This is a genomic window from Cognataquiflexum nitidum, from assembly GCF_022538055.1.
GTDB lineage: Bacteria > Bacteroidota > Bacteroidia > Cytophagales > Cyclobacteriaceae > Cognataquiflexum > Cognataquiflexum nitidum.
In genome coordinates, this window is record NZ_JAKZAM010000015.1 from 18,525 (window position 1) to 34,701 (window position 16,177).

The 16,177-nt window shown below is 38.9% G+C and carries 16 protein-coding genes and 4 tRNA genes; 15 read left to right on the forward strand and 5 right to left on the reverse strand.

Going from position 1 to position 16,177, the window contains the following annotated elements:
• Positions 1-27 precede the first annotated feature (27 nt).
• The 3 genes from MMU07_RS11610 (at position 28) to MMU07_RS11620 (ending at position 2,653) form a co-directional block, all read left to right on the forward strand.
• A complete protein-coding gene (locus MMU07_RS11610; RefSeq protein WP_241126044.1) occupies positions 28-777 on the forward strand; it encodes a succinate dehydrogenase/fumarate reductase iron-sulfur subunit in 750 nt (249 codons plus the stop codon).
• A gap of 360 nt (positions 778-1,137) precedes the next feature.
• A complete protein-coding gene (locus tag MMU07_RS11615; protein WP_241126045.1) occupies positions 1,138-1,578 on the forward strand; it encodes a GNAT family N-acetyltransferase in 441 nt (146 codons plus the stop codon).
• A gap of 1 nt (position 1,579) precedes the next feature.
• Complete coding sequence (locus MMU07_RS11620; protein ID WP_241126046.1) at positions 1,580-2,653, forward strand: alanine racemase; 1,074 nt, start codon at positions 1,580-1,582, stop codon at positions 2,651-2,653.
• 95 nt (positions 2,654-2,748) lie between these two features.
• Here the strand turns inward: MMU07_RS11620 and MMU07_RS11625 are convergent, their stop codons facing one another.
• Together MMU07_RS11625 and MMU07_RS11630 are read right to left on the reverse strand one after the other, a co-directional pair.
• Positions 2,749-3,198: a VOC family protein gene (locus MMU07_RS11625; protein ID WP_241126047.1), complete on the reverse strand. Its 450-nt coding sequence runs from the start codon at positions 3,196-3,198 to the stop codon at positions 2,749-2,751.
• A 124-nt stretch (positions 3,199-3,322) separates the two neighbouring features.
• A complete protein-coding gene (locus MMU07_RS11630; protein ID WP_241126048.1) occupies positions 3,323-4,972 on the reverse strand; it encodes a S41 family peptidase in 1,650 nt (549 codons plus the stop codon).
• Positions 4,973-5,134: 162 nt separating this feature from the next.
• Between MMU07_RS11630 and MMU07_RS11635 the strand changes: the two genes are divergently transcribed.
• From MMU07_RS11635 to MMU07_RS11665, 7 genes are all read left to right on the forward strand, one after another.
• Positions 5,135-5,896, forward strand: a complete 762-nt coding sequence (locus tag MMU07_RS11635; RefSeq protein ID WP_241126049.1) for a hemerythrin HHE cation-binding protein — start codon at positions 5,135-5,137, stop codon at positions 5,894-5,896.
• Positions 5,896-6,309, forward strand: a complete 414-nt coding sequence (gene ruvX, locus MMU07_RS11640) for a Holliday junction resolvase RuvX (protein ID WP_241126050.1) — start codon at positions 5,896-5,898, stop codon at positions 6,307-6,309. Before MMU07_RS11635 ends, ruvX begins: the two co-directional genes overlap by 1 nt.
• On the forward strand, positions 6,306-6,860 hold the full coding sequence (def, locus tag MMU07_RS11645; protein WP_241126051.1) for a peptide deformylase: 555 nt from the start codon (positions 6,306-6,308) through the stop codon (positions 6,858-6,860). Before ruvX ends, def begins: the two co-directional genes overlap by 4 nt.
• A gap of 23 nt (positions 6,861-6,883) precedes the next feature.
• Entirely contained in the window at positions 6,884-7,678 is a 795-nt protein-coding gene (locus MMU07_RS11650) for an amidohydrolase (protein ID WP_241126052.1), read from the forward strand.
• A 235-nt stretch (positions 7,679-7,913) separates the two neighbouring features.
• Entirely contained in the window at positions 7,914-10,142 is a 2,229-nt protein-coding gene (locus MMU07_RS11655) for an NADP-dependent isocitrate dehydrogenase (protein ID WP_241126053.1), read from the forward strand.
• Between the two features lie 337 nt (positions 10,143-10,479).
• Entirely contained in the window at positions 10,480-11,487 is a 1,008-nt protein-coding gene (gene gap / locus MMU07_RS11660; RefSeq protein WP_241126054.1) for a type I glyceraldehyde-3-phosphate dehydrogenase, read from the forward strand.
• Positions 11,488-11,636: 149 nt separating this feature from the next.
• On the forward strand, positions 11,637-12,263 hold the full coding sequence (locus MMU07_RS11665) for an LON peptidase substrate-binding domain-containing protein (RefSeq protein ID WP_241126055.1): 627 nt from the start codon (positions 11,637-11,639) through the stop codon (positions 12,261-12,263).
• 3 nt (positions 12,264-12,266) lie between these two features.
• Here the strand turns inward: MMU07_RS11665 and MMU07_RS11670 are convergent, their stop codons facing one another.
• Positions 12,267-12,884 carry a tetratricopeptide repeat protein gene (locus MMU07_RS11670; protein WP_336246189.1) on the reverse strand — a complete coding sequence of 206 codons (618 nt, stop codon included), beginning with the start codon at positions 12,882-12,884 and terminating at the stop codon, positions 12,267-12,269.
• A gap of 228 nt (positions 12,885-13,112) precedes the next feature.
• Here MMU07_RS11670 and MMU07_RS11675 point away from each other — a divergent pair.
• The 5 genes from MMU07_RS11675 to MMU07_RS11695 all read left to right on the forward strand — a co-directional run bounded on the left by MMU07_RS11675 (position 13,113) and on the right by MMU07_RS11695 (position 14,467).
• Positions 13,113-13,185, forward strand: a tRNA-Lys gene (locus MMU07_RS11675).
• 41 nt (positions 13,186-13,226) lie between these two features.
• Positions 13,227-13,300: transfer RNA gene (locus MMU07_RS11680), tRNA-Pro, on the forward strand.
• A gap of 10 nt (positions 13,301-13,310) precedes the next feature.
• Positions 13,311-13,384, forward strand: a tRNA-Arg gene (locus MMU07_RS11685).
• Between the two features lie 147 nt (positions 13,385-13,531).
• A tRNA-Lys gene (locus tag MMU07_RS11690) sits at positions 13,532-13,604 on the forward strand.
• A gap of 209 nt (positions 13,605-13,813) precedes the next feature.
• On the forward strand, positions 13,814-14,467 hold the full coding sequence (locus MMU07_RS11695) for an MCP four helix bundle domain-containing protein (RefSeq protein ID WP_241126057.1): 654 nt from the start codon (positions 13,814-13,816) through the stop codon (positions 14,465-14,467).
• 186 nt (positions 14,468-14,653) lie between these two features.
• Here MMU07_RS11695 and MMU07_RS11700 read toward each other — a convergent pair whose 3' ends face one another.
• The gene (locus MMU07_RS11700; RefSeq protein WP_241126058.1) at positions 14,654-15,553 is read right to left on the reverse strand and encodes a sugar phosphate isomerase/epimerase family protein; all 900 of its coding nucleotides are present in this window, start codon (positions 15,551-15,553) and stop codon (positions 14,654-14,656) included.
• A gap of 61 nt (positions 15,554-15,614) precedes the next feature.
• Positions 15,615-16,175 (reverse strand): gluconate 2-dehydrogenase subunit 3 family protein, encoded by a 561-nt coding sequence (locus MMU07_RS11705; RefSeq protein ID WP_241126059.1) that lies wholly within the window; start codon positions 16,173-16,175, stop codon positions 15,615-15,617.
• Positions 16,176-16,177 lie beyond the last annotated feature (2 nt).

Here is a 16,177-nt window from a genome sequence, read left to right on the forward strand (position 1 = left end):
ACCAGACGCATTTAACTCGTTAGAGATATGAATTTAACTTTGAAAATCTGGAGACAGAAAAACAACTCCGACAAGGGGGGATTTAAAGATTATAAATTGGGGGGAGTATCCAAGGATATGTCCTTTCTGGAAATGCTTGATGTACTCAATGAAGAACTTGCAGCCAAAGGCGAAGATCCGGTACATTTCGACCATGACTGTAGAGAAGGAATCTGCGGAATGTGCTCTCTTTATATTAATGGAAAGCCTCATGGCCCTCAGCAAACTACCACCTGCCAGTTGCACATGCGTTCGTTCAATGATGGGGAGACCATTACCATTGAACCTTGGAGAGCAAAAGCATTTCCTGTATTAAAGGATTTGGTGACTGACAGGTCTGCTTTCGATAGGATAATCCAAGCAGGAGGTTATGTTTCTGTCAATACAGGAGGCGTCCCTGATGCCAACGAAATCCCTATTCCAAAAACTATCGCCGATATGGCTATGGATGCAGCACAGTGTATCGGATGCGGTGCCTGTGTAGCCGCCTGCAAAAATGCCTCAGCCATGTTGTTTACTTCTGCCAAAGTTTCTCAGTTGGCATTGCTGCCCCAAGGTCAGGTAGAAAGAAAAACACGAGCAGAGAAAATGGTAGCCCAAATGGACGCCGAGGGTTTTGGTGCCTGTACCAATACCGGTGCCTGTGAAGCGGAATGTCCAAAAGGAATCAGCATCACGAATATTGCCCGTATGAACAGGGAATATTTTTCAGCTGTTGTCAGCAGTCAAAACGTCTGATTCCAAATATAATAGAATAGAAAAAGCCGGCTTGTCCGGCTTTTTTTTGACCAAACCACACCTTACATCGGTGAAATTATATTAATTCTTTCTTTTGGCCTAAAGTAATTATTCATATCTTTGAAAAATCATTTTAAATAGATTTTTTATTAGGTAAAGGAAAGTGCACATGTACTTTCTCTTTTTTTGCTTGTAAATCCCATAAGTTTCTGTAAAAGGAATTCATTGATTTTGTGAAAGGCACATATTCAACAGATGAATAGCCTTACTCCGGATTATTAAAGTCTAGCCATGTCTTTGGCGGCTTATTTGCTTATTTTCTGATTTATGAAAACCAAGAATCAAATCCACTTAGGACCTATGCTTAAAATAGAAACCTTAGCCCCCAAGAATCAAGCTACTATCCTGCAGAAAAAAGAAATAGCTGAGTTTCTATTTGTCCAGCTAGAACAATATGGAGATCCAATAGGCCATATATTGAAATGTTTGGATTATGCTTTAAATCAAGCTGAAGACAAGGGCGGATTTGTAGTCATGGCTAGACAAATTGATGAGATAGTCGGTGCAGTAGTGGTAAACAAAACTGGAATGTCTGGATATATCCCTGAAAATATACTTGTATATATCGCTGTTGATGCCTCCCAGCGCGGCAAAGGTTTAGGAAAAACTTTGATGAAAACAGCCATTGATTTGGCACATGGAGATATAGCATTGCATGTAGAACCGGATAATCCGGCCAAAAAGCTCTACGAGAAACTGGGGTTTTCCAATAAGTACTTAGAAATGAGGTTAAATAAATAAGATGGCATTTTTGACTTTAAACAGAATCAAACTCCAAGAGAATTTCTACTACCTTAAAAAAAACTTTGAAGAGAATGATATCTCTTGGGGGGTTGTATCCAAAATGCTCTGCGGAAACAGGAGTTTTCTAAAGGAATTAATAGATCTTGGAGTAACCGAAATCCATGATTCACGGATCAGCAATCTTGCCAAAGTAAAAGAAATAGCTTCCTCTATTCAGACAGTTTATATAAAGCCAGTCTCGAAAAGGAATATTCCAAAAATGGTCAAATACGCAGATGTCAGCCTAAACAGCGAATTGAATACGATCAGATGGATTTCGGAAGAGGCAAAAAAACAATCAAAGAACCATAAGATCATCATCATGGTCGAAACAGGAGATCTCAGAGAAGGTGTTGTCGGTGACCTAATTGTAGATTTTTATGAACAGATATTTGAACTCCCTAATATCGAAATTATTGGATTAGGTACCAATCTTAACTGTCTCAATGGGGTGATGCCTTCCTCCGATAAATTGATTCAGCTTTCGCTTTATAAGCAGATTATCGAACTCAAATTCAATAAAAAAATCCCTTGGGTATCGGCAGGCACTTCGGTGACCATTCCCTTACTCAAGACTCATCAGCTTCCTAAAGGCATTAACCATTTTAGAGTAGGTGAGACACTTTACTTCGGGGTAGATCTATTTGAGAATAATATTATACCGGGAATGCATGGTGATGTCTTTGAGCTTAATGCCGAAATCATTGAAATGCAGGAAAAATCCCTGTTGTCTTCAGGGACGCTTGCTGCTAATCCACAGGGAGAGGTCATGGAAATCGATAGTAGTCTATACGGCAGGACTTCTTTCAGGGCAATTTTGGATATTGGGCTATTGGATATTGACCCAAGATACCTCATTCCTAAAGATGATAAATTTGAGATATTGGGGGCTAGTTCAGACATGTTGATTCTGAATCTCGGCCGTAATCCCCATGAATATAAGGTTGGTGATTTAGTCAAATTCAACCTAAAATATATGGGAGCCCTGGGGATAATGAATTCTAGTTATGTCGATAAGGTGATTATCAATTAAAAATAAAGGATTGGCTATCATACAATTTTTATGAATACTCCGTAATAGTGCTTTTTGATTTTTTTAGTTAAAAAATAATCCATACTTATATTGGATTAGTACTCATCATTGATTTCAATCCAATAGCCATCTGGATCCTGAACATAGATCTGCTTTATGCCATCAGGACGGATATTGATTTTATTTTTATTTCCCGGCCAGTCTTCGTATTCCACACCGTTTTCTTTCAGGTTAGCAATGATCAAATCCATATTGGAGACGCTGAAGCAGATATGGTTAATTTTGTTGACAGTTATAGGTTGCCAAGGTGCTTCGATGAGATGGAGCGATAGGTTATTTCCAATATTCAGCCAAGCGTGTAGGCCATCTTTAAAAGGTTCATCAATTTCAGGAAACTCGAAGATATTTTTATAAAAATCACTGCTTCTCTTCAATTCCTTAACATATACAGCAATATGGGTAATTTTAGATTGTTGTGCCATAAGGTTAGTGGGGATCAGAGGCAAGATAAAAATAATCAATGCAATTAGAACCTGCTTTTTCATGTTACTTGGGGTTTTGTATTTTTGAAGTTACAGTTTTTATCAGAATTTTCCGAAATAACAGGTAGTCTTGATTTTTTGAAGAAAAAAAAGGGGGATGTTTATCCCCCTTTTTTATTTCTTTCTGCTACTCTAATTCTTCCTGTTTAACTTTAGAAGAGAAGGCAAGTTTTTCTGCTTCATCAAAAAGCCCCAAAGCCTGCAGGTAAACCTCGTTGATGTCATTGATTACCATGTAAAAGGCATTGTCATCGTATATCTGTCTTCCCATATGTGCTTTCAAAAGAACTTTAAGATAATCTTTTGATTTATTGAAATCTTTTTCATCAAACTTCACCTTATTTCTTTCTCCTACTTTGACCAATGCCTGCAACATTTCTTCAGAGATTTGATATTTTTTATAATATTCTTCGAAGCTCATTCCATCGAATTTCTTCTTGTTTTTATCTAGGTAATCCAGGATAAATTCTCTCGAGGAGTCCGAATTGAAAAGCCTGTTTACATAGGCACTCGCCATCGTGGTGTCAAGTGGTACAAAGAAATCCGGCATGATACCCCCACCTCCAAATACAGACCTGCCGGATACAGTTTCATATTTTAAGCTGTCATTGAATTTGATACTATCTGCTGAGAAGAACTCTCCATGCTCAAATCTATTTGAAAAATCCCTACTGTAATCTTCATCTGATCCATATGGTTTTTGGATAGACCTGCCGGAGGGAGTATAATATCTTGCTATCGTAAGTCTCAACTCTGCACCATCTGAAAGGTCAATCGGCATCTGTACTAATCCTTTTCCAAATGACCTTCTTCCCACAATCAAACCACGGTCATTATCCTGCAAAGCACCCGCGACGATTTCTGATGCAGAGGCACTTCCTTCATTGATCAATACAATCACGGATCCATCTTCAAACAAGCCAGGTTTGACAGCATAGGCTTTTTGGTTATACCTGTTCAATTTTCCTTTTTGGGATACGATGAGAGAATTGGAATTCAGGATTTCATCAGCAATGTTGATGGCAGCACCCATATATCCACCTGGGTTGTTTTGAAGGTCAAGGATGAGCTTTTTCATTCCTTTTTCTTTCAGTTCCGTTACGGATTTTTTGAATTCTTCATGTGTAGTGGCACCGAATCTCGTCACTTTGATATAGCCGACCTCTTCATTTACCATGTAGGAAGCATTGATACTGTATTGGGGGATTTTGTCCCGGATTATATCATACCTGATCAGATCTTTTTGGTTTTTTCTTTTTATATCCACTTCTACTTTACTTCCTCGAGGCCCTCTCAAAAGATCGAAAACATCCCTGTTGGTGATGCCTGTGCCTGCCACGGTTTTGCCATCCACGATGATGATTTGATCTCCAGATTGGATTCCAAGTTTTTCTGAAGGTCCACCCGTCAGTGGTGCAACGACATAAATGGTGTCCCTAATTATACCAAACTCAACTCCGATACCGTCAAATTCTCCGTCCAATTCTGATTTCGCAAGGGTTGCGTCTCTAGCAGGAATGTAGGTAGAGTGAGGATCAAGTTTTTCAAGCATCTTTTCAATTCCAAATTCAACAAGTTCATTGGTGTTGACACTATCTACGTAATCCCTATTGATGTAGGTGATTATTTCTTGAAGCTTGTAAATTGCTGCTTTGAGGTCGTTGGTGTCACTTTTTGGCTCTGCAAATGTGGCCCCGATCCAGATGCCGGCAGATATAGCCAAAGCCAAAATAATTGGCAACCTGATTTGCTGTTTTGTATTTTTGATTTCGCTCACGATATCCTCCGGTTAATAAATTTTTGTTTTATTAAATAATGAAATTAAATCAAATATAACATTTAACTGAAATTTGAGTCATTTCGTTTATATAAATGCAATAAATTGAATTTTGATGAATAGTCTAAGTGTAATTGGTTAAATTACCTTAATTTTACAAATATGTTTGATTCCAAAGATATCGAAAAAAGCCCCATCAAAGAACTCGTTTCTGAGAATTATGTCTTTGCTGCGGTTCTTCATTATTTTGGCATCAGTTTTTTTCAATACGAACATAATTCGCTTTTTGAGGTCTGTAAAAAATATAAAATCAATTCCCAACAACTGATCGATGAACTCGAATCTTGGGCAAAGGTAAAAGAACCTACCTCCGAGGAATTATACCTGCATCCGATAGAAGTTCTCGTTTCTTACCTAAAAAGAAAGCATTATTTTTTTGTCAGACAGGAGTTGCCTTTTTTATCCAATATGATTTCGGGTATAAAAGTCAAAGAGGATATTTATGCAGGGATATTGGCTGACTTAAAGATCATGTTTCCTCTTTTTGTAGATGATTTTATCCATCACATTCATGAGGAAGAAAGTCGGTTGTTTAAAAGGATTAAATTGTTGCATCAAATCGAAGCTGATGAATACCGGCTCAATGATGCCTTACAAATCTTAGAAAAAAGCCCTGTAACATTACTCTCGGAAGCACACGATGCCCATGATGATGAGATGGAAGGAATCAGAAAACTGACAAAGGATTATTTTTTACCTGAGGATGCACCTATCAGTATGAAAGTTCTCTATAATGAATTGCAGGTTTTTGAAAAGGAATTGAGTATCCATGCCCAAATTGAAGATTGCTTGCTTTTTCCCAAGGCCATAGAGCTGGAGAAGGAAGTGCTTAGAAAAGTAAAAAAGAAAATCCGTAACAACTGATGGGCAGAATTATAGCCATTGATTTGGGAACCAAAAGAACAGGTGTTGCAGTTACAGATCCGCTCAAGATGCTCGCCAATCCTCTTGAGATGGTCGAAACACACAGGCTCCTCGATTTTCTTACATCCTATTTCAAAAAAGAAGAAGTTGAAACCATTGTCTTGGGTTATCCGCGACACCTTGACGGTAATCCAAATGAAATGACACCTAGAGTCCTTAGTTTTAAAGATAGACTTTCAAAATTGTATCCTGATAAGAAACTCGTTCTAGTTGACGAACGTTTCACCTCCAAAATGGCCATGCAAACCATGATTACCATGGGGAGCAAGAAAAAAGACAGAAAAGAAAAGGCAGGTAACCTTGATAAAGTAAGCGCTGCCATCATCCTACAATCTTACTTAGAACAAATATGATTTACCCAATTGTCGCTTATGGAAATCCCATACTCAAAAAAGAGGCAGAAGAAATCCATGAAGGTGAAAATATCAATGAATTGATACAGGACATGTTCTTTACCATGGACAATGCCAGTGGAGTAGGCCTAGCCGCTCCTCAAATTAACAAAGGGATAAGGCTCTTTGTAATTGACAGTACCTTGATGCTCGATGAAAAAGACGAGGAAAAAGGGATCAGAAGGGTTTTTATTAATCCCATTATTTTGGATGAATATGGGGATAATTACGGTTTTGAAGAAGGTTGTCTAAGTATACCTGATATCAGGGCAGAGATTATCCGTCCGGAAAAACTCACTCTGGAATATTTTGATGAGAACTGGAACCTGAAGGAAGAAGAATTTTCGGGCATGACGGCAAGGGTAATTCAACATGAATATGACCATTTGGAAGGTATTCTTTTTATCGATTACCTCAAGGGTCTCAAAAAAAGAATGGTCCAAAGCAAACTTATAGATATAAGCAAGGGAAAAGTTTCCACAGATTATAGAATGGTTTACCCTCTGAAATAAAAATATAATTATCAAAACCTCACATGAATTCAGCCTCTCTAAAAATAGCATTGGTTCAGACTGACCTTTATTGGAAAGACAAAACCGCAAACATGGCGATGTTGGAAGAGAGGCTTATGAATTTGGAGGCAAAGGTGGATATGGTCATTCTGCCCGAAATGTTCACGACGGGTTTTACAATGGATGCTAAAGAGGTAGCTGAACCCATGAACTTCACCACCACCAAATGGATGAAGCAAATGGCCGCTCAAACACAGGCCATTGTGACAGGGAGCTTTGTTGTGGAGGAAAAGGGGGATTTTTACAATCGCTTACTCTGGGTCAGTCCGGATGGGAAAATTGACTTTTATGATAAAAGACATCTTTTCAGAATGGCCGGTGAAGATGGACATTATGACATGGGTAAGGAAAGAAAAGTTTTTGAATGGAAGGGTTGGAAAATCATGCCGCAGATTTGCTACGATCTACGGTTTCCTGTTTGGACAAGAAACAGGCTTCAGGATAGTAAACTGGAATATGACCTTGTTTTTTATGTAGCAAGCTGGCCGAGTCCAAGAATCAGTGCTTGGGATATTTTGTTGAAAGCAAGGGCTGTAGAAAATCTTTCTTATTCCATTGGGGTAAATAGGATCGGTCAGGACGGAAATGGCATCCCGTATTCCGGACATTCTGCGGCTTACAACTTCAAAGGGGAGACTTTGGGTTTCATTGAAAGTAAAGAAGATATTCTTTTTATTGATCTTGATCTTGATTCTTTGCAGGAATATAGGCAGAAGTTTCCGGCTTGGCTCGATGCAGATAGATTTGATTTGCGGTGATTTTTTAATGCTACAGCATAGAATTTTGGTGGCAGTTCACTTAATTTCCCTTTTTTACTTGTCGATTTTCCCTTGGCATAATCCCTCTTTGAAACCGTAATAATTTGCTTAATTTAGCCGAAATTTTGAAAATGGGCCGAGATGTTTTGTGAATAATTCGTGAGTTGCGGATGCCATTTTGTTTCTTTGCGCCTTTTCGATTATTAATTGTTATACCTATCTGAATCTATTGAAAATGACTACAAAAACAGCTAAAATTCTGTATACGCTGACCGACGAAGCACCTGCTTTGGCCACTTATTCTTTACTACCTATTGTCAAAGCCTTCACTGACTCTGCCGGGATTACGGTAGAGACAAGAGATATTTCATTGTCAGGAAGGATTATAGCTTTATTTCCTGAGTATTTGAGCCCTGAGTTGCGGATCAATGATGATTTGTTGGAATTGGGTAATATCGCCACTTTGCCCGAGGCCAATATTGTCAAGTTGCCGAATATATCGGCTTCTATGCCCCAATTGAAAGCAGCCATCAAAGAATTGCAAGGTTTGGGATATGGATTACCTGATTATCCCGACCATCCCAACAGTGAAGAGGAAAAAGGTATCAAAGCCAAATATGATAAAGTGAAAGGGAGTGCTGTCAATCCGGTTTTGCGGGAAGGTAATTCTGATAGGAGAGCCCCATTGGCAGTGAAGCAATATGCCAAAAACAATCCACACAGTATGGGTAGGTGGTCTGCAGATTCCAAAACGCATGTTGCAAGTATGAACCATGGGGATTTTTACGGAAGTGAAAAATCAGTCACATTGGAAAATGCCGGGTCTGTCAACATCGAATTACACACATCAGCAGGTGATGTGGTCCAATTGAAAGAAAATCTCACTTTACAAAAAGGAGAAATTATTGATGCCTCTCTGTTGAGTGTAAAGGCGTTGAAGCTATTTCTCAAAGAACAAATTGAGGATGCCAAAGCTGCAGGGGTTTTGTTTTCACTTCATATGAAAGCCACCATGATGAAGGTTTCTGACCCAATTATTTTCGGTCATGCTGTAAAAGTGTTCTTTGCTCCGGTTTTTGAAAAGCATGCAGCTACTCTGAAAGAAATGGGGGTAGATGTCAATAATGGTTTTGGAGATTTGGTAGCCAAGCTATCAACTGTATCTGCTGATAAGAAAAAAGAAATTGAAGCTGATATAGAAGCTTGTTTTCTGACTGGCCCGGAGTTGGCCATGGTCAACTCAGATAAGGGAATCACTAACCTGCATGTGCCAAGTGATGTCATCATCGATGCTTCTATGCCTGCTATGATCAGGACATCAGGTAAAATGTGGGACAAGCACGGCAAATTAAAAGATACCAAAGCTGTGATACCTGACCGTTGCTATGCAGGTATTTATCAAGAGACAATTGATTTCTGTAAAGAACACGGGGCTTTTGACCCATCAACAATGGGGAGTGTCCCCAATGTAGGTTTGATGGCGCAGGCGGCTGAAGAATACGGATCTCACAATAAGACTTTTGAAATTGAAGCTGAAGGTGTAGTAAAAGTGGTCTCCGAGTCAGGAGAGACTTTGATCGAACACAAAGTAGAGAAAGGTGATATATGGAGAATGTGCCAAACCAAAGACGCCCCAGTGCAGGATTGGGTAAAGTTGGCAGTCAATCGTGCAAAAGCCACCGGTGTCCCAACTATTTTCTGGCTCGATGGAAAAAGAGCCCATGATGCTGAAATCATCAAAAAAGTAAATCAATACCTTCCAATTTATGATACCAAAGGATTAGATATCCTGATCATGACTCCTGCTGCCGCGATACGATTCTCTTTGGAGCAAATCAAAGCCGGCAAAGATGTCATTTCAGTAACAGGAAATGTGCTGAGGGATTATTTGACTGACTTATTCCCGATTCTTGAATTGGGAACCAGCGCAAAGATGCTATCAATCGTCCCATTGATGAATGGTGGAGGCCTTTTTGAAACCGGTGCCGGAGGTTCAGCTCCAAAACATGTCGAGCAGTTGATAGAAGAAAATCACCTCAGATGGGATTCTTTGGGCGAATTCTTGGCCTTGGCTGTTTCTCTCGAACATTTGGGTGATACATTTTCCAATGACAGGGCGAAGGTATTGGCCGAGACTTTGGATCAGGCTACCGGGAAATTTCTGGAAAATGACAAGTCACCATCAAGAGATGCCAAAGAATTAGATAATAGAGGAAGTCATTTTTACTTAGGGCTGTATTGGGCGGAAGCTTTGGCAGCACAGAATAAAGATCTGGATCTCAAAACCAAATTTGAACCTATTGCCAAAGAACTGCAGGAAAATGAAGTTAAAATTGTATCCGAACTCAATGATGTCCAAGGAGTAAAAGTTGATATAGGAGGGTATTATAAGTTGGATGAAGCTAAAATTTCCGCAGTAATGAGGCCAAGTAAAACCTTCAACAAAATCCTTGAAAAAATCTAATTGGTTTTTTCAATATTCAAAAAAAATAGCGGCTTCGGTCGCTATTTTTTTGTAACTCCCTACCTCACAGCCAAGTGTTTTAAACTTAATCAAAAAAACACCTGAAAATTATGGTTCTGATTATCAGAGATTTGATTTTTGACTCTTTTTCCGCAATCGATTGTATTTCCTTCTTATTTTAAAATGTTCATTTTCAAACCTTTAAATATTTTGGGGAGCAAGATATATTTGGTAAATTTATCCCATTAAAAGTGGTAATTTATTTCAGTTATTGAGATTTCGAACTTCAAAAATCCCTTTTTGCATACTAACCAGTACAACAATAAATAAAATAACTATGAGCAAAATTAAAGTAGGAATCAACGGATTCGGAAGGATCGGTAGATTGGTTTTTAGAGCAGCACAGAATAGAAGTGATGTTCAGGTCGTGGCTATCAATGACCTTATCGATGTGGATTATATGGCTTACATGTTAAAATATGATTCTACCCATGGAAGATTCGACGGAAGCGTTTCTGTGAAAGACGGAAAGTTGGTAGTAAATGGAAATGAAATAAGGGTTACTGCTGAGAAAAGCCCTTCAAATTTGAAATGGGGAGAAGTGGGGGCTGATTATGTGGTAGAATCTACAGGTATATTCCTTACCAAAGAAACAGCACAGGGCCATATCGATGCCGGTGCCAAAAAAGTAATTATGTCTGCGCCTTCCAAAGATGATACTCCGATGTTTGTAATGGGAGTAAACGAAGGTTCATATACTTCAGATATGGTATTTGTTTCCAATGCTTCTTGTACTACCAATTGCCTTGCGCCAATTGCAAAGGTATTGAATGACAATTGGGGTATTGAAGAAGGATTGATGACGACTGTACATGCTACTACAGCTACCCAGAAGACCGTAGATGGTCCTTCAGCAAAAGATTGGAGAGGTGGAAGGGGCGCAGCCCAAAACATCATCCCTTCCTCCACAGGTGCAGCTAAGGCTGTTGGGAAAGTTATTCCGGAATTGAATGGCAAATTGACAGGAATGGCTTTTAGGGTTCCAACTCCAAACGTATCAGTGGTGGATTTGACTGTAAGGTTGAAAAATCCTGCTACCTACAAAGAAATCTGTGCAAAAATGAAAGAGGTATCAGAGACTTCCATGAAAGGGATACTTGGATACACTGAAGACGCTGTGGTTTCTACAGATTTCAACGGAGATCCAAGAACTTCTATTTTTGATGCTGAAGCAGGTATCCAACTGAGTGACACATTTGTCAAAGTGATTTCTTGGTATGACAATGAGTGGGGTTATTCCAACAAAGTCGTAGACCTATTGACCTATATTGCGAGCAAATCCTAATCGGGAAATGTTTTGCAAAAACGGGCTGTCTCAGATTTGGGACAGCCTTTTTTGTTGGTAATCCTCATTAAGTTTTAATTCCTATCCTTAATTTAGGGTAGATGTTAAGTAAAAAATAACCAAACCCTATCTGGGCTGTTACTATTCATATGGACTATCAAATCCCTTTATTTCCTTTAAAGCTTGTTGCTTTTCCGGGCGAGCAATTGAACCTACATATTTTCGAACCGAGATATAAACAGCTCATTGAGGATACCCTGTCTACAAAAGGCACTTTTGGAATCGCAGTTTATTTGGATACGCTGATGTCTTTTGGTACAGAAGTGGAGTTGGAAGAGGTATATAAAGTATATGAAGATGGGAGGATGGATATCAAGACTCGGGGGAAAAGGACATTTGAGATTATTTCATTTCAAAATCCCTTGAAAGACAAGTTATATGCAGCAGGCAAAGTTTTTTTTCATGACAATGACCCAAGGGTAGGAGAAAATCAATATGCCGAATTTATTTTTTACCTCAAGGAGCTTTTTAGACTGATGGAATACCAAGCAGAGATAATTCCACTCCGGCTTAATTCCTTCACTTATGCGCATAAGTTGGGATTGAAGTTGTCAGAAGAATATGAACTGCTACTGATGTCTAAAGAATCAGATAGGATCAAATTCCTTATCAATCATATGATGAAGGTCATTCCAATAATGAGAGAAATTGAAATCGCAAAAAAGAAAATCCAGATGAATGGCCATTTCAAAAACCTTGAACCTTTGGATTTTTAGGTACTATAGCCTAGTGATATTGTCTTTCTTCACAAAAGCTACCTTTTCTCCCCAAATTACCTCATACCATACATCTTTTGTAGATTTGATGATGACCCTATGTCCCGGTTCTACCAGCTCAATTAATTTTCCACCTGCTGTTGGTTGGTCCATAATCAGTGTGGGACTTCCTGTTACGATTCCTGTTTTTGGTTCTGACAGAAAATTGTTGATGATAAAAACCAAAATAATCAATACAGCTGTGGGAAGGTAATACCTCGGTTTATCGGCCTTGGTCCTAAACACAAACAATAGAATCAGAGAAAGAAAGAGTAAGAGCGAAAATGTACTTGAAAGCTCTGTTTGGAAATCAGATACAAATTTGAAAAGTCTGTCACTGTCATCAAGGTCATAACCTATCAAATTGACCTGTTCGGTCAATGATTTGATTTTCGTGATTACCCTCTGGTTGGGATTTTGGTCATAATATTTGGCCAAAAAGAAACTTGCGCTTGAATAATCACCCTTTCCTTCAGATATAAATGCCATCTTCAAAAGCATTGCAGGAGAGAAAGTTTCTTCATTGTTGAGCAAGTTTTCATAAACTAACATTGCTTCTTGGTAATTCTTGGTAGAAAACAAAGAATCTGCTTTTTGGAGCTTTGATATATTGGCCTGACAATTAAAGCTTTGTAAAAAAGCCAATAAAAATATTATAAATTTTGTAAGAAAGATTCGGTTTAGGTTTGGCATTTTAAATTCAGAGGCTTAAATTTGCACTCCAATTACGGGAATGATTTAAAAAAAAACAAATCAATTCGTAACTGATTATCCTTCCTGATAACGATCAGAAAGATAAAAAAACAACATGATTCCGTAGCTCAGCTGGTAGAGCAATACACTTTTAATGTATGGGTCCTGGGTTCGAATCCCAGCGGGATCACTGAGAAATCAAAGGGTTTTTCAAAAAAGTTTGAATAAGTTCGGGGTGTAGCGTAGCCCGGTATCGCGCCACATTTGGGATGTGGAGGTCGTAGGTTCGAATCCTGCCACCCCGACTATTTTACCGGTCCTGTAGCTCAATTGGATAGAGCAACTGCCTTCTAAGCAGTAGGTTTCAGGTTCGATTCCTGACAGGATCACATCAAGACTTCAAGAGCATCTCTCCAGAGGGATGCTCAATTTATTAATATGAGTTCCTGTTCATTCTTCCAGCAGAATGATATAGGTATAGCAAAGAAAATGATTCCGTAACCCGATAGCTATCGGGATGGTAGAGCAAAATAAATGATTCCGTAGCTCAGCTGGTAGAGCAATACACTTTTAATGTATGGGTCCTGGGTTCGAATCCCAGCGGGATCACAAAAACCTCCCCTAAAATGGAGGTTTTTTGTTTTAATGACCTGGCTATTTCTTGTGGCATTTTTTTTAAAAATCAAAAAACCTCAGGATTTTTAGGTTATTTGGATCTAAAAAATTTAATTCGGTTTAGATTTCTGTAACAAACCCTTCTATATTGAGTACAATCATTTTGGTGTAGCTTTGAACCTACTCCATAACCTACCCAAATTATGTCTAGAACCATTACCCAACAACGGAAATTAAAAGTTGCCATTATTCTGACGGTTTTAATTGTCATGATTTTTGGAAAAAATATCCTTGAAAGAAAAAATTTCAATGAGCTTGGCAATTCCTTCGTGTCGTTTTATGAGGACAGGTTGGTGGTCGAAAGTTATATATTCTCAATATCAGAAAAACTGTTTAGAATAAAGCTTTTGGTGAACCATTGTCAGTTTGAAAGTGACTACAGTCATGTGGTAGAGGACATCAGTGGCTATGAAACCGATATTTTAAACCTCGTCAAAGAATTTGAGGATACCAAATTGACGATTGCTGAAGCAGGATTTTTGACAGACTTCAAAAAGATTATTCAGGAAAATTTGAGAATAGCTGATTACCAGTCGCTTTATTCTGAAGAATCCGGAATAAATGCAGATAAGGTTAAAGAATACAATTCCTATATTGAAAGGGCGATTTTGGACTTGGAGAAGCTTTCTTTGATCCAGATTGAGGAAGGAAAAAAATTGGCGACTAATTCTGAAAAAGTGGTCAATAGATCAAAAATTTGGGCTCAATTTGAAGTGGCAGCCTTAGTGATATTAATTGTAATTATCTATTTATTGATTTATACCTCAAGATCCATCAAATCCGATTTTGTAGAATAAACTATATGTTTTTACGCAAAGATGCCACAAGATTGGATAAATATATTAAATCTCGTCCGCAGACCGAAATGCCTGGTACTTCGGCCTTCCGTCAAGCTAGAAGAAAAACAAAGTGTTACTGGCAAAGAAGCGGATAACCATAATAAATTATAAAGGCCTGCATCAAATATGCAGGCCTTTATTGTATTAGAATACTAAGGACTTCATAAATGTGGCATTTTTTTCAGCTGCTTCCATAGGGTTTGTTCCGTCAAACCTTTCTTGCTCCACAATAAAATATTTCATTCCGTTATCCATACCGGCTCTAAGAATAGAAGGGAAATCCATGATACCTGAACCGATTAGGGTTGACCCGTTGGGTTCTGAGAATTCCAAGTCAGCAGATTTGTCCTTCACATGACCTAGCGTAAACCTATTGGGGTACTTTTTGATATATTCTATCGGGTCTTTTCCTGCGGTATACACCCAATAGGTATCCATTTCGAATTCCACCAAAGTAGGGTCTGTATTTGCCAAAAGATAGTCGTGTGGGATTTGGCCGTCGAGGTCTACAAAAGTATAACCATGATTATGATAGGCAAATTTGATCCCGTGCTGTTTGCAAATTTCCCCCTGCTTGTTAAAATCATCATTGATTCTCTTGAAGTCATCCATGGATTTTTGAGGACCTACCCAAGGATTGATCAGGTATTTCATTCCGATGGCGGCAGCCTCCTCTGCTTGTTTCTCAAGATTTTCATAGGTATTGGCATGCGAGGCGATAAAGTCAAGGCCCAAGTCGCTTGTCAGGCTTTTGAATTCAGTATTTTTCATTCCCCAAAATATACCTTTTCCTCCATCAAATCCTTCGATCTGTGTATAACCAAAGCCTGCAACGGCCTTTATTGTTGCCACGGGGTCTTCTGCCATGTTCTCTTTGACCGAATATAGCTGTATACCAAAGTTGTCCAAAATTCCTACAGAAGCGCTTAAAACTGCTTCTGAGAGGCTGTCACCTTCTTTTTTTGGCGAGCAAAATTGCAAGGGCAGGAATGCTCCCATTCCCATTGCGGTGCTTAGCTTGATAAAATTTCTTCTATTTTTCATGTTGGGCTTTTTTTAATAGAGAAGAGACTGTCCAAAGACAGCCTCTTATTTTTATACTAAGTTAAATGGCATAAGCTTTATCTCCCGGCTTATATTCAATGCAAGGGTCATATTTACCCGGTACTTCGTAATACCTTAGTTGCTGTGTTGCCCCCACCTCAGAAGTAAAGTACCCCAAAACCGTCAAATCCTGAAGCATTTTTATCACGCCTGCATTTTTGTCTTCTGCATCTGCATTTGATTTTGCTTTGAGTTCGTTGAGGTAGGCGGTGCGTTCTTCTAAAGTAGCTGCCATGAAATCACTTCCTATGCTTGTTTTGAAATCCTTCCTAATGAAATTCAAACCTTCCACGAAGGAGGTTTGCTGCTCTGCATTGTAGGTGTCTTTTACCATCATTACCATAAATCCTCCAATACCAACAGCTTTGGCACCCGGAGTATCAGTAGTTGGTATGATTGCTTCACCGATCTCGTCGAGAAACGCAATGTCTTTTGGCGAAAACTCCAAGCCTACTATTTGGTCTTCCGGGGCACAACCGGTCAGGATCACATTGGCACCGACCATTGTTCCTCCCATCATCAAAACGACACTTTTCAAAGCATCTCTTCTATTCATTGCCATGA

What these genes read in the sequence shown, in the direction of transcription:
- MMU07_RS11610 (WP_241126044.1), top strand. Translation starts at nt 28, where the DNA reads ATGAATTTAACTTTGAAAATCTGGAGACAGAAAAACAACTCCGACAAG.
- MMU07_RS11615 (WP_241126045.1), top strand. Translation starts at nt 1,138, where the DNA reads ATGCTTAAAATAGAAACCTTAGCCCCCAAGAATCAAGCTACTATCCTG.
- MMU07_RS11620 (WP_241126046.1), top strand. Translation starts at nt 1,580, where the DNA reads ATGGCATTTTTGACTTTAAACAGAATCAAACTCCAAGAGAATTTCTAC.
- MMU07_RS11625 (WP_241126047.1), bottom strand. Translation starts at nt 3,198, where the DNA reads ATGAAAAAGCAGGTTCTAATTGCATTGATTATTTTTATCTTGCCTCTG.
- MMU07_RS11635 (WP_241126049.1), top strand. Translation starts at nt 5,135, where the DNA reads ATGTTTGATTCCAAAGATATCGAAAAAAGCCCCATCAAAGAACTCGTT.
- ruvX (WP_241126050.1), top strand. Translation starts at nt 5,896, where the DNA reads ATGGGCAGAATTATAGCCATTGATTTGGGAACCAAAAGAACAGGTGTT.
- def (WP_241126051.1), top strand. Translation starts at nt 6,306, where the DNA reads ATGATTTACCCAATTGTCGCTTATGGAAATCCCATACTCAAAAAAGAG.
- MMU07_RS11650 (WP_241126052.1), top strand. Translation starts at nt 6,884, where the DNA reads ATGAATTCAGCCTCTCTAAAAATAGCATTGGTTCAGACTGACCTTTAT.
- MMU07_RS11655 (WP_241126053.1), top strand. Translation starts at nt 7,914, where the DNA reads ATGACTACAAAAACAGCTAAAATTCTGTATACGCTGACCGACGAAGCA.
- gap (WP_241126054.1), top strand. Translation starts at nt 10,480, where the DNA reads ATGAGCAAAATTAAAGTAGGAATCAACGGATTCGGAAGGATCGGTAGA.
- MMU07_RS11665 (WP_241126055.1), top strand. Translation starts at nt 11,637, where the DNA reads ATGGACTATCAAATCCCTTTATTTCCTTTAAAGCTTGTTGCTTTTCCG.
- MMU07_RS11695 (WP_241126057.1), top strand. Translation starts at nt 13,814, where the DNA reads ATGTCTAGAACCATTACCCAACAACGGAAATTAAAAGTTGCCATTATT.
- MMU07_RS11700 (WP_241126058.1), bottom strand. Translation starts at nt 15,553, where the DNA reads ATGAAAAATAGAAGAAATTTTATCAAGCTAAGCACCGCAATGGGAATG.
- MMU07_RS11705 (WP_241126059.1), bottom strand. Translation starts at nt 16,175, where the DNA reads ATGGCAATGAATAGAAGAGATGCTTTGAAAAGTGTCGTTTTGATGATG.